The sequence below is a fragment of the Oceanobacillus sp. FSL K6-3682 genome (genome assembly GCF_037976165.1).
In the GTDB taxonomy this organism is placed as follows: Bacteria; Bacillota; Bacilli; order Bacillales; family Amphibacillaceae; genus Oceanobacillus; species Oceanobacillus sojae.
Genome location: NZ_CP150263.1, coordinates 3,912,034 through 3,932,342 on the forward strand (window position 1 = coordinate 3,912,034; position 20,309 = coordinate 3,932,342).

13 protein-coding genes are annotated in these 20,309 nt (G+C 37.8%); 5 read left to right on the forward strand and 8 right to left on the reverse strand.

Features of this window, described 5'->3' with window-relative positions; all coding sequences use genetic code 11:
• Nucleotides 1-42: 42 nt before the first annotated feature.
• Complete coding sequence (locus tag MHH51_RS19165; protein ID WP_156985023.1) at nucleotides 43-1,416, reverse strand: adenylosuccinate lyase family protein; 1,374 nt, start codon at nucleotides 1,414-1,416, stop codon at nucleotides 43-45.
• Between the two features lie 22 nt (nucleotides 1,417-1,438).
• Nucleotides 1,439-2,989, reverse strand: coding sequence for a PTS transporter subunit EIIC (locus MHH51_RS19170; protein WP_156985024.1), 1,551 nt, complete (start codon nucleotides 2,987-2,989; stop codon nucleotides 1,439-1,441).
• Between the two features lie 299 nt (nucleotides 2,990-3,288).
• On the opposite strand from MHH51_RS19170, the gene MHH51_RS19175 reads away from it, so the two are divergent.
• From MHH51_RS19175 to MHH51_RS19190, 4 genes are all read left to right on the forward strand, one after another.
• Entirely contained in the window at nucleotides 3,289-4,035 is a 747-nt protein-coding gene (locus tag MHH51_RS19175) for a Cof-type HAD-IIB family hydrolase (protein ID WP_339283009.1), read from the forward strand.
• A gap of 532 nt (nucleotides 4,036-4,567) precedes the next feature.
• Entirely contained in the window at nucleotides 4,568-5,926 is a 1,359-nt protein-coding gene (locus MHH51_RS19180) for an SGNH/GDSL hydrolase family protein (protein WP_339283011.1), read from the forward strand.
• A gap of 260 nt (nucleotides 5,927-6,186) precedes the next feature.
• Nucleotides 6,187-6,387: a hypothetical protein gene (locus MHH51_RS19185; RefSeq protein ID WP_147210043.1), complete on the forward strand. Its 201-nt coding sequence runs from the start codon at nucleotides 6,187-6,189 to the stop codon at nucleotides 6,385-6,387.
• A gap of 448 nt (nucleotides 6,388-6,835) precedes the next feature.
• A complete protein-coding gene (locus tag MHH51_RS19190) occupies nucleotides 6,836-9,718 on the forward strand; it encodes a glycoside hydrolase family 3 N-terminal domain-containing protein (RefSeq protein WP_339283013.1) in 2,883 nt (960 codons plus the stop codon).
• Nucleotides 9,719-9,864: 146 nt separating this feature from the next.
• Here the strand turns inward: MHH51_RS19190 and glf are convergent, their stop codons facing one another.
• The 6 genes from glf to MHH51_RS19220 all read right to left on the reverse strand — a co-directional run bounded on the left by glf (nucleotide 9,865) and on the right by MHH51_RS19220 (nucleotide 17,654).
• On the reverse strand, nucleotides 9,865-10,968 hold the full coding sequence (glf, locus tag MHH51_RS19195; protein WP_339283015.1) for a UDP-galactopyranose mutase: 1,104 nt from the start codon (nucleotides 10,966-10,968) through the stop codon (nucleotides 9,865-9,867).
• Between the two features lie 155 nt (nucleotides 10,969-11,123).
• Entirely contained in the window at nucleotides 11,124-12,140 is a 1,017-nt protein-coding gene (locus MHH51_RS19200; RefSeq protein WP_156985028.1) for a glycosyltransferase family 2 protein, read from the reverse strand.
• A gap of 14 nt (nucleotides 12,141-12,154) precedes the next feature.
• Nucleotides 12,155-12,799, reverse strand: coding sequence for a hypothetical protein (locus MHH51_RS19205; protein WP_339283018.1), 645 nt, complete (start codon nucleotides 12,797-12,799; stop codon nucleotides 12,155-12,157).
• 30 nt (nucleotides 12,800-12,829) lie between these two features.
• A complete protein-coding gene (locus MHH51_RS19210) occupies nucleotides 12,830-15,253 on the reverse strand; it encodes a glycoside hydrolase family 3 C-terminal domain-containing protein (protein WP_339283020.1) in 2,424 nt (807 codons plus the stop codon).
• A gap of 374 nt (nucleotides 15,254-15,627) precedes the next feature.
• Nucleotides 15,628-16,947: a sensor histidine kinase gene (locus MHH51_RS19215; RefSeq protein WP_147210038.1), complete on the reverse strand. Its 1,320-nt coding sequence runs from the start codon at nucleotides 16,945-16,947 to the stop codon at nucleotides 15,628-15,630.
• Nucleotides 16,944-17,654: a LytTR family DNA-binding domain-containing protein gene (locus MHH51_RS19220; protein WP_147210037.1), complete on the reverse strand. Its 711-nt coding sequence runs from the start codon at nucleotides 17,652-17,654 to the stop codon at nucleotides 16,944-16,946. Before MHH51_RS19220 ends, MHH51_RS19215 begins: the two co-directional genes overlap by 4 nt.
• Nucleotides 17,655-18,797: 1,143 nt before the next feature.
• On the opposite strand from MHH51_RS19220, the gene MHH51_RS19225 reads away from it, so the two are divergent.
• A complete protein-coding gene (locus MHH51_RS19225; RefSeq protein WP_147210145.1) occupies nucleotides 18,798-20,255 on the forward strand; it encodes an APC family permease in 1,458 nt (485 codons plus the stop codon).
• Nucleotides 20,256-20,309: the final 54 nt, after the last annotated feature.

A 20,309-nucleotide genomic window follows, 5' to 3' on the forward strand; every position in this document is an offset into this window, starting at 1 on the left:
ATAGCGCCATTCTTTTATTGGAAAGGCGCTATTTGCCATTGATTAACTGCTATAGTTTTTACTGATCTCTTTTGCAGTTTCTTTTGCTCTCACTGCTTCTGTTTCTGCTAAAGTGGCAGCTAAGCCAATATAATTACCGGGTTCGATCATATGCTTTATCTCTTCATCATTGAAGCTTGCACGGATTTGTTCATTTTCTCTTAAATTATCATAAAATTCCTGACCTTCCGCTGCTGTTTTCATAGCAATATCATACATCAGGGAGTGTGCCTGGTCTTTACCTAATTTTTCTGCCAGCTTCATCATGACGTATTCACTATTATCAAGACCTTTGTTGCGTTTGGCATTATGAAGCATTCTATCTTTGTGGACAGTCAGCGTACGTGTTAATTCCTCACAGCGTATCAAAATTTCCGTAATCAATTCCATAGACTCTTCCAGCAGTCCGTCAAACAGCATATAAGAACTGCTGTCTCCTTCATATGGACGTACAGCTGAATACATGCCCGTACTAGGAAGAGAATAGAGCTTCTGAGAATTTGCGATAATCCCTTTGGCAAGCTTCGGATTGATTTTATGCGGCATGGTGCTGCTGCCGACGGTTCCTTTACTGAAACCTTCGGATACTTCGGCAATTTCTTCTAACGTTGTACTGTATACCTCCTCGGCAATTTTATGGCAGCTGTTCGCTAATAAAGCCAGATTCGACATATACTCCAGTTTATGCGTACTTATATTTCTGGATGGGACAGCCATTGGATACATACCAACCAGCTCCGCCACCCTGTTTTGAACTTTTATCCCGATATTGGGCATAGAGCTGAAAGTACCTACTGCACCGCCCATCATTATCTGAAAAACTCTTTTTTCTGCTTCGGCCATGCGTTGATAACAGTTGATAAATTCACTTATCCAGACAGATACTTTATACCCGTAAGTGATTGGAGTAGCATGCCTTCCATGCGTTCTTCCAGTCATGACAGTGTCTTTATTATCCGATGCCAGCGTGCTTAAGTTTTCTAAAATCTGACCAATCAGACGCATAAATATTGTATGTGCTTTCTTCAGGATATATAGCTGTGAGCTTTGTTGTATATTCTGTGTTGTAATCCCGTAATGGACATATTTCCCACTGTCGGGCGGACAGGCCTTCACCAGAACTTTCAGGAACGGAACAAAACCATGGCCAATTTTTTTATAAATACGGTCCATTTCCTCCAAATCTAAATTTTCCAGCTTGGCAGCCTCTTTGATTTCCTCCGCCGCTTTCTTAGGAATAAAATCATATTCAGCCTGCGCCTCAGCCAATGCCGATTCAAACAAAAGCCAGGTTTTATATTTTTCCTCTTCAGTGAACAGACTTTTTAAACCTTGATCATCAATTGTTTTACTTTTAGAATCATATAACGCTTTCATGATGTCACTCCTTTAAAAATCTCTATACTTTCTCATCTACTGCATTTTTTATAAATTCTACCTGTGTCCCATAAACGATATGAATATGCTTGGCCGTCGGGAAAAAGAACCCGGAACACCCGGTACTGTTTAATAAATCTTTGTTGATATCTCTGACCTCTTTTAAATCAATCCGGAGCCTGGTAATGCAATTGTCTACATTCAAAATGTTTTCTTTTCCACCCAATGCCTCCACTACTTTATCTGCTATCTCGTCATAACGTTTTTCCTTCAGCAGTGTATTGTCCACATTTTGAAGCTTTTCCCTGCCCGGTGTTTTTATATCAAACCGGATAATAGCCCAATAAAAAATAAAATAAGTGACGACAGCTAATCCCAATCCGATCAAAACAAGGAAAATCCATCGTGAGTTTTCATAAAGCAGCCCAAAAATCGTGAAGTCAAAAATCGTACCCCTGATATAACCTATTGAAACTTCCGCCAGCGACAGCAGCACAGCGCCGATTCCGACAATACAGGCGTATACAACATATAATAACGGAGCTAGAAAAACAAAAGTAAATTCAAGCGGCTCTGTTACATTCCCAAGAAAAGCTGTCAATACCATGGTAACCAACATAGATTTGACGTATGTTTTATTTTCTTTATAAGCTGCCTTGTACATCGCAAAAGCAATTGCCGGGAATAAAAACAGGACAACCAGCATCTGCTGCTGCGCCATGAAACGGGACAGCTTCGGCATCATAGACCAATACTCACTGTTCGGTCCCTGATTAAACAGAATTTCTGTAATAGCAGGAACAACACCGACATATGTCTTACCTTCGATAACATACGACCCGCCGGCTTCTGTGAATCGGAACAATGCATTCCAGACATGATGAAGTCCAAACGGAATGAATAACCGTTCTCCTGCAGCTGTGAAAAAAGGACCTGCAACGCTTAAAAATACAGCTGACAGGTTCGTTAACAGCCCTACAAAATATGTCCAGATGAAAGGAAGTAACATCCCAACTGCAGCCATTAATCCAATTGTGATGATTGGAACTGATTTTTTCCCGGAAAAGAACGCCAGCGCCGCCGGAAGCTCCAAGTTATAAAATCGTTCCGTCGCCCAGGCTGCAATCAGACCGGTTAGAATCCCGCCGGCAGCACTGATATTTACTGTTTGGATACCAAGTATCTCAATTTGCCCCTGCTGGGTCATTACATCCGGATCTGCCATTGTCCCCGTGACCGTCAGCCATACATTCATGGCAACAATCAGGGTCAGATACCCTGCCACGGAGGCAAAGACCGAAATCCCTTTATCCTTTTTCCCCATCCCGTAGGCGACACCCATTGCAAATAGCAGCGGGATATTATCAAAAACAACATTACTGATGGTCTTTATACTTACTAAAATGGTGTTAACGGTATCATTTCCAAGGAAAGGAACTTTGTCCACCATGTAGTCTTGTGTAAGTGCGCCGCTGATCCCCAAAAGCATCCCGATAGGAGCCAATACCCCAATTGGAAGAAGCAGCGTTCTGCCGAATTGCTGTATGGAGTCACCGATTTTTCTTTTACTCATCCTCTAAAACCTCCTTGTATCAATGATTCCAATTCATTTTCTGCTAAAAACTAATAAAAGATGGCATGAATGCTTGGAATTATTATCTGCTTCTATTCTATCAATATGAAAAAATAGTTGAAGCTCCTCCGTTTCCTATTATCTTATTTAGGTAATAGAAAATGACCCAGGTCATAAAAAAGGATCCTTCAGATAATGATTTATTTATTATGCAATGATATAGTGAACATATTATCAGACGGAGCAGGACTAAAACATAAAAGGAAATTCTATAGTAAATACATATGGGGGATGACGTTATGACAGATATAAGAATGATTGCACTGGATATGGATGGCACGTTATTAGATGACAAAAAAGAGATTACCAGCTGGACAAAAAAACAAATTATGAAAGCACATCAGGCAGGTGTCATTATTGTCTTATGTACCGGACGCCCCTTTCATCACTGCTATACTTACGTTCAAAATCTGCAGCTGAATTCTCATTTAATTACATGTAATGGCGGACAAATCTTCGAAAGCGATTATACAACAGTTATTGCCGAATATCTGCTGGAGGCAGAAGCACTGGCTGATTTATATCGCTATGCCCATGACTTAAAAATGGATACGTGGACCATTTCTTCAAAAGAACCTTTTTACAATGACATACCGGATAACTACAATGACTACAGATGGCTGAAATTCAGCTGCTCCCATAAGGATGAAAAAATTTTAAATAAGATAGAAGCAAAAGTTCATTCGATAGATGGCATAGAAGTCAGCAATCGGACAGCCGTCACCGTTGAGGTCAATCCAGCAGGGGTGAATAAAGCAGCCGCTCTTGAATTGGTCTGTGAAAAATTAGGTATAACGATGAAGAATGTCATGGCAGTGGGAGACAGTCTCAATGATGTGAGAATGATTCAATCGGCCGGAATTGGAGTGGCGATGGGAAATGCTCAAAAAGCAGTACTTGAAGTTGCTGATGAAATAACGGATACGAATAATCAAGATGGGGTTGGAAAAGCAATTAAAAAATATATCCTATCAGCTGGGGTATAAGGCGCTTTTATCGTTTCATTGCTGTTAAATATAAGGGTGCAGCTCCTTTCTTCCCTTCTGTTACACCAGTCTAACAGAAGGTTTTTTTATTTACTGTGAAAATAACTATTTCTCTTTTTTCACTTTAAGTTACAACTACATTTATTCTTTTCTATGACTTAAGAACCTTCGCAAAGCATTCAACAATAATTTACTCGGTTTTCCAGCTGTATCTAGCAAAAAATCAATTATACTTGTCTGTGTGACTTATCAATACTTTCTTCCAATATTCAAACAGCAAAAGTAATTTCACTTAAAATCGCTGATATTTCGCATAAAATCTATAAAATTATTACTGTATAAAGTTTATATCTGTTTATCTTAAATTAGCTTGTAATAGATCAGTTACTCTAAAATATGCTCATTTACGGATTTATCATGATGTATGATACATTAATACATAGGTCTTTAGCGTGCCGGAATATATCAAATAAAGATGGTTTCATACGCTTCAAAAATCAAACATCCTAGAAAACACAAGGAGGAAAAGATAATGAAGAAAAAGATTCTATTGACCTTCCTGCTGACACTTTTGTTCAGTATGATTATTTACCCGAGAACGATGAAGGCGCAATCAGCAGAAGGATTTGATCCTGCTGACGGAATGTATATTAAAGCAGATAAAGAGCACTACTGGGAAGGGAGATATTCCAACGGCAGAGTCTTCGCTGAATATATCGCAAAAGAATTAGCCGGTGATTATGATAATTTGACAAATTATGCAGTCGGCGGAGCTTTTAGTGGCGACATGGGAAATACAAAAGAAGAACATTCCAACTGGTCCTCCTGGATTAAAGGCTGGGGCGGAGTAGAACAGACTATAAGATTCCTTGCAGATACGAACGGAGAAGCTGATCCCGAAGCTCTTTATATTATCAGTATCGGTGGAAATGATACATATGCCGTGGAAGATTTGGGAGTGGAACGTGCAGCAGAGCTTGCCAGTGATTATTCTCTTGAAATGGTTCAAAACCTTGTAGAAGGCGGTGCCAAGTATATTCTGCTGCCAAATCGTTTTGTAGATCAGCGTACGGATTTAACAGACTTCGGTGATATCAGAAACCAGCAGGTCGTCAAAAAAATAGAAGAGTATCTCGCTCTTGATAACACGCCTGACGATGTAGAGGTCATCTACGGACATAATCAGCAGCTGCGTGAAAATATTGATGAGCAGGGCTTTGAGAAATTCGGCTATAAGAGTATGGGCTTTTATCTTGTTTCCGATTGGGTTCCAGCTTATGGTTACGCCTTAGCTTCTGAAAATAACAGTGACATCTTCCCTGCCAAAGAAGCAGAAGACATCTACGGAGGCTATGCTCCTTACTCAACGGACAGCAAATATTATACTCCGGAGACGTCAGGCTGGGAGCCTGATGATTTCTATACTTACGACGAATATCATTTATCCAATAGAAGTCAAAAACACCTGGCTACGTACCTTTTAAATTCCGACATCACAACAGATGATGACGATGGCACTTTCGAGCAGGTCTATAATGGTGATATCAGTGATTTTGCCAAAGCAATAGCTGATGGTACCATTCCTTCCGAATATACAACGGTCTATACCTTTGGCGACAGCAGTATTGACACCGGCCGTGGGTTAGAGGTTACCACCGAGTTAGTGGAAAATCGCGGGAAGCCAAAAGAATCTTCCTATGTAGTAACACCTGGAGATAATCTCTGGAATATTGCAAAGGAAAATTACCACGGAGAACAAACTGATGCACAAATAATGAAAGAAGTTCAAGCTATTTATCAAGCAAATCGGGATCAGATTCAAAATCCAGATTTGATATTTCCAGACCAGACAATTATATTGCCGACATTAGACGATTCTAAACACAAATAAATAATATCAAAAAAGCTTAGGTATATCGCTCATTTCCTTATGCGAAAGCCTGAGTTTTTTTGGATAATTTCAGGAAGCCACTTTTAACTTATGAATCTCCCCTTCTTACCTTAAATCAGATGACACATTATTCAGTATATCTTGCTATGCATTATAGATACTTCTAATAAAATCTGATAATATACTTCTATAAACTAAATCGCATCCTTTCAAATCAACACCGCATGAAAACTAAATAACAAACAAGGGAGAAAACCACCATGACCAACATGATAGCTTACCTTTTCGGCAGACTAATCGGAGCATTTTTACTTTCTTTATTATTTACATGGATTTGGAGCCTTATCTACCGCGCAATAAAGAAGAAGCCCATTTCTAACTTTTGGTTAAAGGTCCTTATCATTGCTGTTATTTTTACTATTATTTCACTTGTAGGAACAATGAATCAGCAGAATCTGTAAGTTATGGTTATTTCGATTTTTCTTTTATTTATAGAATTATAAACAGAATACATTCTCAACTAAAAATTAAGAGCCTTCCTTCATAACGCGGAAAGGCTCTTTAAACACGCTTTATTTATTAGCAGATGATTATTGCAGCGTAAATAAGTTCATAAACATCACCTTAAAAAGTGATGTTAAAAGAGTCATTACTATCAAAAAGTAAAATGTCATTTATGAAGAAAAACATACATTTCATGAAAGCGATAAATTTAAGACAGAATGCTGTGATATGATGACTTTGTAAAAAATATAGAAATTAGTGACAAAGAAAACCCAAAAAGAAAGCGTTTTATAATCTATTCATTGCTTAATACGCTTATTGAAATGGATGAATAAGGATGGTGAAATGATAAGAGGTTTTTATTTGTCAAAATTTTCGTTAATTTAGAATTGGAGGGAATAAAAGATGCTCGAAATAAACTGGGATGACGTCAAAAATATTGTTAGTCTTGTGCTCCCTTATCTGATTTTCTTTGGAATTGTATTATTATTAGCGATTGTTGCAATCATCATTGCCAAAAAATTCTCTATTCCAAAGAAATTTATGATTCGCAGGCAATCCATTATGGCTATTTTTGTTGCTTTAATGATTGCAATTAATTTAATCGCATATTATCCAATGAATACGATACTTACTCTTGCTTCCGGCAGAGGCACCATCAGCGATGCAACATCGGAAACAGCAGAACAGCTTGGTGAAGATATTGCTAGAGAAGGAATTGTCTTATTGGATAATGATGAAGATTTTCTTCCTCTTGAAAACGATTCACGAGTGAACGTGTTTGGATGGGCTTCTACAAACCCGATTTATGGTGGAACAGGCTCAGGCTCTTTATCAGACTCACACCATACGGTTAGTTTAATCGAAGGGTTGGATAATGCAGGATTTGAAGTAAATACTGAGCTTTCCGATTTTTATACATCCTACGCCGATGAACGTCCGGTTGTTGGAATGTTTGAACAGGATTGGAGTTTACCGGAGCCACCTGTCAATGAGTATTCTGATGATTTAATGGAAAACGCAGAAAAATTCTCTGACACAGCAGTTATTGTAATCGGCCGTGGAGGCGGAGAAGGTGCTGACCTTCCAACTGACTTATCTGAAGTTACATATAATGATAACACGGATGATTACCAAGATTTTGGTGAGGATAACCATTATCTAGGTTTACATGAAACAGAAAAGCAAATGATTGATCTGGTTACCTCTAACTTTGACAATGTAGTACTTGTTTATAATGGTTCGAATGCTTTTGAACTGGAATTTGCAGAGGAATACGATCAAATTAAAAGTGTTCTCTGGGTGCCGGCAGCTGGTCAAACAGGGTTTAACGCACTTGGTGAAATTCTAAATGGTGAAATAAATCCATCAGGAAAAACAGCTGATATTTTTGCCCGTGATTTAACAGCTACTCCAGATCACAATAACTTTGGAGACTTTGAATACACAAATATGGATGAATACAGTGTAGAAAACGACTTCCCTGGTGCTGGCGGTGTTCCTACCTTTGTAAACTATGTCGAAAATATTTATGTAGGCTATCACTTTTATGAAACAGCAGCAGAAGAAGGATTATTAGATTATGACGAACATGTCTTATATCCGTTTGGATATGGTCTTTCTTATACTTCATTCGATCAGGAAATCAGCGATTGGAATATAGAAAATGATGAAACAATTACTGTAGATGTTACAGTGACGAACACCGGTGACACTGAAGGAAAAGATGTTGTAGAGTTATACTTTACTCCACCTTACACAAATGGCGGTATTGAAAAATCTGAAGTCAACTTAGCAGCTTTTGAGAAGACTGAGGTGCTGGAGCCGGGAGCTTCTGAAACACTTACTCTTACCTTCACTAAAGAAGATATGGCATCTTATGATTATGAAAATGAAGCTGCCTATGTTTTTGAAGAAGGGGACTATACATTATCTCTTCGTTCAGACTCTCATACTGTTTTAGATGAGGCTGAATTTACACAGGATGAAACTATTGTTTATGATCAACGCTCAACAGATGAAATTCCGGCTACGAACCAATTTGATTTTGCAGAAGGAGATATAACCTATCTTTCCCGCGAGAATGGTTTTGAAAATTATGAGGAAGCAACTGCAGCCCCTGATAATTATGAAATGGCAGAAGAAAGTCTGAGTATGTTCCGAAACGAAACAAACTTTGATCCATCAGAATTCTTTGATGAATCGGATGAGATGCCTACAACAGATGCTAACAATGGTATAGATTTGGTAGAAATGCGTGGCCTGGATTATGATGATCCGGCATGGGAGCCATTACTGGATCAGCTTTCTACAAATGATATGGTCGATCTCATTGCTTACGGAGGGTACCAAACCCCTGCAATAAAATCTGTTGGAAAAGTAGCAACGATCGATTTAGATGGACCAGCTTCTATTAATAATAACTTTACTGGTGTCGGATCAGTTGGATTCCCTAGTGCTGTGATGATGGCTAATAGCTGGAATGTCGATCTAGCTCATGCATTCGGTGACAGTATTGGTGAAATGGCAGTTGAAATGGGCGTATCTGGGTGGTATGCTCCAGCGATGAATATTCACCGTTCCGCATTTTCAGGCCGTAACTTTGAATATTATTCCGAGGATGGCGTATTATCTGGAAAAATGGCTTCACAGGCAGTTTTAGGTGCAGCAGATCATGGCGTATATGCTTATCTCAAACACTTTGCAATGAACGATCAGGAAATGAACAGAAATAAAATGCTGGCTACATGGTCAAATGAGCAAGCTATTCGTGAAATTTACTTGAAACCATTTGAAATTGCTGTAAAAGAAGGCGGCGCACAAGGAATTATGTCATCCTTCAACTATATTGGGCCAGTTTGGGCTGGAGCTTCTTCATCTCTTTTGAACACTGTATTACGAGATGAGTGGGGATTCCGCGGGATGGTTCTAACTGACTATTTCTCTGGTTACGGATATATGGATTCCAATATCATGGTTCCAAATGGCGGCGACATTGCGCTGGCTACGTACGATGTTGGAGCAAATATGATGAAGAATACAGATAATCCGACTGTAGTGAAGAATATGAGAACATCTTCTAAAAATATTCTTTATACAACTGTAAACAGTTACGCTTACAGCGATGAAGCCTTAAATGCCGGAATGCCAATTTGGCAGGTGATTGCAATTGTTGTTGACGTAATAGTTCTTGGACTAGTAATTTTACTGGAAGTACTTATCTTTAAAAAATACCGTAAACTTAAAAACCGTTTAGGTACTGCTCAAGATAATACTTCAGCATTGTAAATATGTATCATCTGGTTTTGAAGAATGATTAAATAAGAACACAAAAATAAGGCAGCCTTCCATTCACTGGATAAACGTGAAGGGAAGGCTGCTTTTTCATCCTATTTCGTATATAAGAATTAACAAACTTACATGGATTCTTATTCCTAATTTAATTCTTTCTTAGCCATTGTTAATGCTGATGCAATCACCTGATGCATATCATAATATTTATACATCCCCAGACGTCCGCCGAAAATCACATTGGATTGTTTCTCAGCCAAGTCCTGATACTGCTTAAATTTTTCATTATTTTTATCATCATTTATTGGATAATAAGGCTCCGATCCCTTCTCCCAGGACATAGGATACTCTTTTGTGATAATTGTTTTTGGCTGTTTTCCGAATTCAAAATGTTTATGCTCAATAATACGTGAATAAGGCGTTTCAGAATCTGTATAATTCACCACTGCATTCCCCTGGTAATTTTCCTGCTCCAGTACAATTGATTCAAATTTTAAACTGCGGTATTCCAATTCCCCGTATCTATAATCAAAGAATTGATCAATCATTCCAGTGTAAATAATCTTTGGGAAAGCTTTCATATATTCCTCTTTATTAGAGAAAAAATCTGTATTTAATTCTACATTGATTCGATCACTGGCAAGCATGTTTTCAATAATTTGTGTGTAGCCTCCAATCGGGATTCCCTGAAAGCGGTCATTAAAATAATTATTATCATACGTGAATCGGACAGGAAGACGTTTAATAATAAAAGCAGGCAAATCTGCTGCTTTGCGCCCCCATTGTTTTTCCGTATAGCCTTTTATTAACCTTTCATAGATATCTGTCCCGACTAACGAGATAGCCTGCTCCTCCAGGTTAGCAGGCTTTTCAATTTTAGCTGCTTTTCTTTGTTCTTCTATTTTAGCCTGTGCCTCTTCTGGTGTGACAACTCCCCATAATTTATTAAATGTGTTCATATTAAAGGGCATATTGTAAATTTCACCATGATAATTCGCTATCGGACTATTTGTATAACGGTTAAAATCGGCAAATTGGTTCACATAATCCCAAATTTCCTGATTATTTGTATGAAAAATATGCGCTCCATACTTATGAACAGTGATACTCTCTATCTTTTCCGTATATATATTTCCGCCAATATGATTCCTTTTATCAATCAGCTTCACTTTTTTTCCTTTTTTAGCTGCTTCGTGCGCAAATGTACTTCCGAATAACCCCGTGCCGACAACCAAATAATCAAACATTCCTTTGTTCCTCCCGGTATATATGTTTTTGCATATAATATTTAAACCCATACTGCTTGTTAAGTACTGGCAATCAAATCTAATATTAAAATCAAAAGATAGCTCTCTATGTGAAACATCATAGAAAGCTATCTTTTTAAGAGGTTTGCTGATGATTAATTAAACCCGATAAATCTTTGAGATATTTTATATCCCCCTACCGAGATACTTCTCCCCGGTCTTCCAGGTAAGTTTAGTAATATCCCTATCATCCCATATCGAATTTCATGGTACAATTCCTGATCCTTGTCCTTCATATACTTCCACAATTCTTTTTTCTTTTGCAGGTTTTCAGCTGTTCCAGATTTTATTAATAGAATAGAAGAAATGACAGTGACAATTTCAAGCTGATGAAGCAGATACTGCCTCAGTTTAGGACTTCTTATATCTTCTAATTCCAAATCATCAATCATTTGTTTATTCACTTTAATCTGCTGATCGATTCTCTTAATCATGACATTCTCTTGCACAGACTGGTCTTCCCTGCCTATAAAGTATCTGTAAAATTCCAGATTAATATAATACATTGTTTTCACATGTTTAAGCGGAACAAACACAAATAGATTATCAACATAAAAGGTATGTTTTGGAAGAACCAGGCCGCAATTTTTCAATAGCTCTGTTCTATAAATAAGGGAATGCATCAACAGATATTGCCCTCTTCGAAATGGTTTAATATCCTCCCAGGTAAATATTTTATCTACTGGAAGAACATCTTCATACTTCATAACCTTCTTGTATTTTTTATCCTCTTTTTCATAGGTAAAGTTACTAATAATCATATCCACTGTCTGTTTTTCTGTAACGAACCCTTTTAATATCTTTAAAATTTTCAGGTATGCTCTTACATCCACCCAATCATCGCTGTCTACTACCTTTAGATAAAATCCGGATGCATTCTGGATACCCGCATTGACAGCTTCACCATGGCCTCCATTTTCCTGATGAATGACACGGACATTGGAAGGATACCTAACTGCATAATCATCTGCAATTTTTGCCGTATTATCAGAGGAACCATCATTCACGATCAATAACTCAACGTCCTCTCCGCCAGGCAAAAGAGATTCGATACAATATTCCATATAATCCTGTGAATTATAGCAAGGAATAACCACTGATAATAATTTCATTTTTTACACTACCTTTACTTCGCCTCTTCTTCTGGTACCTGTTTAAATATAATTTTAAATATAGGGAAGAAAACCCAGAATGATATAGCGCTATTAATAATCATTGTAATTACATCGGCTGTCGTTTCTCCTAATGAGCCCATTCCCCAAGTATTCATCAGTAAATCATAGATTGGTGCCTTATAGAATCCTTGTGCGGCAGCAGCACCAATTGTAATAATAATATAAGCTACTAAGTACCAAAATGCTGCTGTCCATATGTTACTGTTTGATTTAAATGTAATGCTTCTCTGCGCAAAAAAGTTAATAACCTGAGCAATCAATATGGTAATTTGGACGGCGAAAAAATAAGCAAGTCCTCCACCGCCGCCTTGAGATAACGGGCCAGCAGCATAATCAAATACATAATAAGCAGAGCCGTCAAAATTTTGCCCGAATTGCAACACTTGAAAATTTGTTGTTACTAATGCTGTTTTAGCAAATATACTTTTAAAGACAGGCATTAACACCAGCTGAAGCACTGTAACTCCATTACTCAGAATAAAGAAAACCAGGAATTGTGCAATATTAGGATGGTTCTCTTTATAGTTGCCCCAAAACCTCATAAGCCGATTAGAAGCTATTTTTTTCTCTATTTCTTTTTCCTTCTCTTTTTCCATCTTACCTCTCCTCTATCACTTATGCTAGTGTTAGTTGATAGCTTTTCGACTTTTTAACATCTTATTTCTTTCTTTTACGACATGTTTCAGCCCTTTAAGGAAATGACCGTTTACAATCATTAAAACCCCGTCCAGCATTGGCATATTCATAATTCCGCCGGTCATTCGGGCCATGCCCCGAAATGGCATATGATAGACGGACATCATGATTAGATTTGCAGTATCACGTTTTCCTATCTTTTTCAGGAACCAATGCGAGAATTTAATAGCTTGAAAGGCAAATCTGGCAAATAAACCTTTCGCATACTGGCATTGGGCAATCGTATCATTGTAACCCAATGGCTTGGAGCGGTCCCACGTTGCAACTGGAACTTCACGCCCCAGTAGAGCTTCAAATTCCTGTTTACCGACATTTTTTATTTTCCCGGAATAATAGGATGGTAATTGCTCTTTACTATATGGGATCGGTGCATTCGTCCCTTCTATGGAAACCGTATCCGTCAAGCGGATGTCTGCACTGGATGCACCAATGAAAATTTGATAATCAGCTTCTTCCACTTCCCATTGATTGGTTTTCACATTAAAATAACGGAACGTTTTATCGTCAAAAGGAATCGTTACTGATTTGGTTTCCCCTGGATTAAGAGAGATCTTCGCAAATCCTTTTAATTCTTTAGCTGGTCTGAAAATTTGCTCTGACTGACTGCCTACATACAGCTGGGCAATTTCCATTCCTGAAACGTCACCTGTATTTGTGATATTAAATGTTACACCGTCTTTATTCACTTGAATATCGGAATAATCAAAGGTTGTATAGCTCAGTCCATAACCAAACGGATAAAGTACATCTACCTTTGCTGTATCATAATAGCGATAGCCTATGAACATGCTTTCTCTGTATTCAACGCTTACTTCCTTACCAGGAAAATAACGATAGGAAGGCGTATCCTTATAATGTAACGGATACGTTTCAGCAAGCTTCCCGGAAGGATTAACCTCACCTGTAAGCACTCGAAGTACAGCTTTTGCCCCTGCCTGACCGCTTAAATATCCATGTACTAATCCTTTTACTTTATCAATCCATGGCATTTTAACCGCAGATCCACAGGATAGAACCACAATAATATTCGGATTAACCTTATGCAATGCATCTAATAATTCAACCTGGTTTTCAGGAACCTTCATATTTGATCTGTCTAATCCTTCCGCTTCAGTTACTTCATCCAGACCCATATATAAGAGAACGACATCTGCTTCTTTAGCAAGAGCACAGGCACTGTCTATTTTTGTCTGACTCTTCTTTCCATAACGTTCAAAGCCCTGCTCATAGCCAATGTGATGAATGCCGGAGGCTTCCAGCAGCTCCAATGTATTATCCAGCTCTGTAGGATTTACGATAGACGACCCGGCTCCCTGATAGCGGGGAGCCTTTGCAAAATCACCAATCGTTGCTATTTTCGCATCTTTTTTCAACGGTAAAATATTATCCTCATTTTTAAGAAGCACAATAGATTCTTCGGCAACCTGTTGAGCAAATTGATGATGCGCTTTAATATCGAATTCCTTTTTATAGGAACCTTGAAAAACCTCTTCCGTTGTAAAAATTAAATCAAGCAAACGGTCAAGATTTTCATCTAATACTTCTTCTTTTACTTTTCCATCTTTAATTGCTTTGATGATGTCCTGATTGGTTTCTCCAGCAGTGGTTGGCATCTCTAATTCATTTCCGGCCAGAAGAGCTGCTACTCGGTCATTGTTCCCGCCCCAATCGGTAACGACAACACCGTTATAACCCCACTCATCACGCAGAATTTCTCTCAATAAATGCTGATTTTCATTGGTATAGACTCCATCAAGCTTATTATAGGAAGACATAACCGTCTTTGTCTTCCCTTCCTTAACAGCAATTTCAAAACCGGTAAGGTAGATTTCTCTTAATGTTCTTTCGTCGACAATCGTATCAATCGACATCCGTCTTTCCTCTTGGTTATTTACAGCAAAGTGTTTTACACAGGCTGAGATACCACGCGATTGAATTCCTCTGATATATCCAGCAGCCAGTTTTCCGGCATGATAAGGATCTTCACTGAAATACTCAAAGTTTCTTCCGCAAAGTGGATTCCGTTTCATATTGATACCAGGTCCAAGCAATACATTTACCTTTTGTGCAACTGCCTCTTCTCCTAAATATCGCCCAACCTTCTCCCCAAGCTCTACATCCCAGCTGTTCGCTACAGTAGAAGCTGTCGGAAAACAGGTGGCCGGAATACTTTCATTCAATCCAAGATGGTCGGCAGCTTCTGCCTGTTTTCTAATACCATGTGGCCCATCTGCAAGAAACATGCTGTTAATCCCTAAACGTTCCATATCCTGTGTCTGCCAAAAATCTTTCCCAGACATAAAAGATGCCTTTTCTTCCAGCGTCATTTTTTCAATTAAATCTTTATATTTCATAAGTCATTACCTCTTTCAATTTTTTCAGCACCTTTTGGAATAAATACTATCCATACTGGTACTGGCACCGTTTTGATTTAGATAAAGTGAAACTCTAAAATCGAAAAAGCTATTACCAAAATCTCACAAACTATAATGCGCTTTCATTTTATTAATAAAACACATTTATTTAACCTTAATACATCGATGCTTTTTTGCTACTACTATGGATTAAACTCTATCACATTTTCTTATTTGCGCAGAAAAGGTTCATGAACTGTTTAAATTTTTTCATGAACTGTACCCTGTACTACGAAAAAGCAGGCCGTCTCTACAGGTTATGCGCGAACAAAAAAAGATCTGGCTGTATATTGTACAGTCAGATCTTAAGAAAATTATTTATTCTGCGGGGTTAAAACAGGCATTAGGATGGTTAATTCAAACCAGCTATCCTTTTGGACAACGTTGACCACACCATCATATTTCTGCACAGCATACTGAATACTTTTCAATCCATAGCCGTGGAAATTTTTATCTCTTTTTGTCGTTTTAGGTATTCCCTCTTTAAGATTCAGCTTTCCCTCAAAATAGTTTTCAAACCTCATTACAAGAAACCCTTTTTGTGAAAACACAGAAACATGAATTAACCGTTTCTCTTTATCTTCTATTTTTTTCTCGTATTCTATCGCATTATCAAGGGCATTTCCAAAGATGGTTGTAATATCAATAACATCCATATGATTAAGTAATGCCCCATTAGCTACTGAAGTTAATGTAATGCCATGCTTGATGCAATAGAGGTTCTTACTTGTAAGTAGAGTATCAAGCACATGGTTGCCTGTCTTATTCTGTGCTTCATAGGATTTGATATCATTTTCCATTTGCTTCAGATAAGCATTTCTTTTTTCCACGTTATCTTCAGCCCGAAGAGCAATAATCTGATTTTTTAAGTCATGATATTTATAATTTATGATATCGATACTTTCCTTCGACTGCTGATACTGTGCATATTGATTTTGAAATATATTCTGCATCGCTTTTAATTCATGCTTAATCCGCAAATCGTTTAATTGAATATGATAAGCATACAATATGGCGTATCCACCTAAATCCACCAAGGTTCGAATATTCAAAATTTCCTGGGTGTATTGTCCGCTGAAAGGAGTCCGTACACTGACAAAGCTCATATTACTGACACCAAAAACCGCCATTCCAATTAGAAGCGTCGATAACAGCTCGCCCTGTCTGATATTCAAATGGCTGTTTGCTGTTATATGACGCTTTTCCAATAACCAGATTAAAAAGAACACGACTCCATAAACGGCAAATAGCAGCAAAATGTCCATTGTCATATTTATTCGCTCACCATTCAAAAGAAAAAAACGTACCTGGCTTTCCAAGGATGCTACAAGCTCAGCCGCAACAAATGCCCTTATACTAAAATATCCAGCTTCAACAACTGTTATTTGACAGGTTACATAGATTAAGCCAAACATCATACCAGCAGCAACAACCATGCTTGGAATCCAAAAAGCAATTGGCAAATCCTTTGTCAGAACTAAAAAGGCAGACTGTACCAGCAGACCTCCACCTAAAAAGATAATCAGTTTCCAGCCAAATAATTTCTTCCTGAGCAGAGAGATAAATACAATACAAGCCATCCACTCTGCCAGCGCTGTATATAGTCTTGGTATTTCTGGGAGCAGCTCACTCATTTTAATGTCTCTCCCCAGTGTTTAGATAGAGCTTCCATAAAAGCCTTTCTTTTCGTCCGGCTCACAGGAAGCTCCTTTCCCTTCACAATCACATCATTTCCCTTCATTCCCTCGACATGCTCCAGATTTATTAAATAACCTCTATGTCCCCGGAAAAAGTGATAATCAGATAATTGTTTTTCTAAATCCTTCATCGCCCCGCTTGCCATAAATTCCCCTTCTTCTGTAGTAAAATGAAGATAATGCTCCTGATTCTCTACATAAAAAATATCGGAAACCTTTATTCTTTTTATTCCACTTTTAACTTTTATCGTTATATAATTCGTTTCTCTTTTTCTCATTCTATCAATCGCACGATTTAAACGCTGTGAAAACTGAAAATATGAAATCGGCTTTAAGACATAGTCCAATGCATCTACTGCATATCCTTTAATAGCATATTGCGGCATATTGGTAATAAAAATAATAACCACTTCTGAGTCTACTTTTCTTATCTCTTCCGCTGCAGACATTCCATCCATCAAGCCCATTTGAACATCCATTAAAATAATATCAAATTGCGCCTGATAATTTTCCACAATTTCATCACCATCAGAATAAGTCTCTATTGCAATATTTTCATTTCTTTCTTTTTCATATTGATGAAGAAATTCTATCAACTGTTCCTGGTAATTAATTTCATCCTCAACGATTGCTATCTGTATCATTTTTTTACTCCTTAGTTTCTGAACTCAAACATGATGCTTCAATCTTCCTTATTCCGAAAAACATGATGTTTTCAGAGAATAAGTTTTTGTCCTAAAGGAAATAGAACGCTTTCTCTTTTTTACTACTAAAAAAAGCAATAAAAACTACCTAAGTAAAATTTCTCACATACCCTATTACCATTATTTTAACAAAAAAATTATAAACTTCAATAAACCGTTAAAGGTAAATGATTGGCAGGTATACTGCAGAAGGCTGTTTTATCAATAAATCTGGAAGGAAAGTATCTGATAAGCTGCTTATAAATTTCTGTCAGCCTATCAGCTTTGCAAGATCACCTTTATGTACAAACAAGTGCTGCTCCTGTCTCTCTGGCTTCCCTACAAATTTTAAAATATAAGAACTTTCTATATATATTATATAAAATTATAATAACTACATTTATGCAGACAGGCATAGGCTGTCTTGAGCAGGTTTATAAATATAAATCTGATGTTTTTCAGTTTGGATTTTTAAGCCGGATTGAAGGAGCAATTTACAGATGCTGCAATCAATGGTAATGTACAATTATTGACATGTTACAATGATAACATTACTCCTCCATTCGTTTTCGCGTAATAAGAAAGCCTCTTAATAAATAACCAGATAATTCGATCAAAAATAGATTAATACCTTTATAATTCATAGGCAGACAGTAAAAAACAAACTATTTCCCACAATACCTGCCATCTCTTTAGCACGTATGAATTACCGGAGAGATAGAGAAACTTGCATCTATAAAACTGGTTGAAGAACATGGATATCGTATCAGCCTGGCAGAATCAGCTTATAATCTTGGTTTATGTATAAATTTCCATTCAAGATCCGCTGATTATCAACCCAGGCATGTTATATACGATTTGGTACGCAGTGAGTAGAAAAATCAGAAATGAGGTGAACATGGAATTGGAAGAATATGAACGTATATATAAGATATTGAAGGATATAAACGTGGATACTGCGTATCAATAATTTTGAAGAGGGTCCCCAAAGAATCTGGAGGAACAGAAAATGACAGATTTTGGAGACCATTAAGGAAAGAAGAAATAATTTAATATCAAAACGAATACAATCCAATAACCAAAGGAGATTAGCTTATGAATGAAGTGGACAAGAGAGAAACACTCTCAAAAACACTCAAGCCTCATTGGGTCTGGGCGATTGCTTTAGGTTCAGCGATTGGCTGGGGAGCTTTTGTACAGCCAATCAACTGGATGTCTACAGCAGGACCGCTTGGAGTGATTATCGGTTTCTTTATAGGTGCAATGCTGATGATTCTGATTGCTGTCAGTTATGGGTTCCTGATTAAGAGCTTCCCCGTTTCCGGTGGTGAGTTCGCTTATGCCTACGTCAGTCTGGGCAGGACACATGCTTTTATTTCTGGTTGGTTTTTAACTTTAGGGTACATCTGTATTGTTGCGTTAAACGCATCTGCGTTTGCTTTAATGATTAAATTCATCTTTCCAAAAATCATTGAAAATATCCCTCTTTATCAGATTGCCGGCTGGGATGTTTATTTGACGGAAGTTTTTGTAGCAGCCGTTGTCCTTGCTGTATTCGGATTTTTTAATATTAGAGGAACAACCTTATCAGGAAGCATGCAATTTATTTTTTGTATTATTATGATTGCAGCCATATTTATTCTGCTGCTTCTTGTCGGTATCCAGCCAAGTGCAGGATTTTCCAATATCACACCAATGTTTCCGCGGGAGACACCAGCAATTGCTGCGATTATATCCATTGTTGCCATCGCACCATGGGCTTATGTCGGCTTTGATAATGTTCCGCAAGCTGCCGAGGAATTCGATTTCCCATCAAGCAAAGCTTTCCGGTTAATTGTATTTGCTATTTTAGCAGCAGCAGCATTATACAGTTTAATGATTATTGTTACCTCTATGGTTCGTCCATGGGAGGGAGTTGTTGAGGAGAATCACATTTGGGGAACCGGCTATATTATCGAAAACCTGCTCGGACCTTTAGGCCTGGCCATCCTTGCAGTGGCATTGGCTATGGGAATTTTCACCGGACTGAATGGGTTTATTATCTCATCCAGCCGTCTTTTGTTCGCCATGGCCCGTGCGAGAATTATTCCAAAAGGATTTGCCAAGCTTCATCCAAAATATAATACACCTCACTGGGGAATCATCTTTGCAGTAATCGTTGCGATGCTGGCGCCTTGGTTCGGCAGAGAGGCATTGATGTGGGTGGTAGATATGTCTTCCATCGGTGTTACAATTGCCTATTTTTATACCTGTTATGCTGCCTTTACATTATTTAAAATGAAAAGGGATCATAACTTTAACGAAAAGAAGCATATTGAAGCACCAGGGAAAAAGGTTATTTCCATTCTTGGTATGATTGCAAGCATTACTTTTCTTGGTCTATTGCTGATTCCCGGATCTCCCGCATTCTTAGGAGTGCAATCTAGAATTGCTTTAGGCGCGTGGGTTATTCTGGGAATTATCTTTTATATGATTAAACGGAAGAATTACAAAAAGATTCCTGAGAAAGAGTTGAATTATTATATTCTTGGGAAAGAAGAGGTTGAGATTGAGAAGGATTAGCAGCTAGATAAATATTTTTAATCTATGTTTTAATGCTGCAGGAAGCTATTTTTT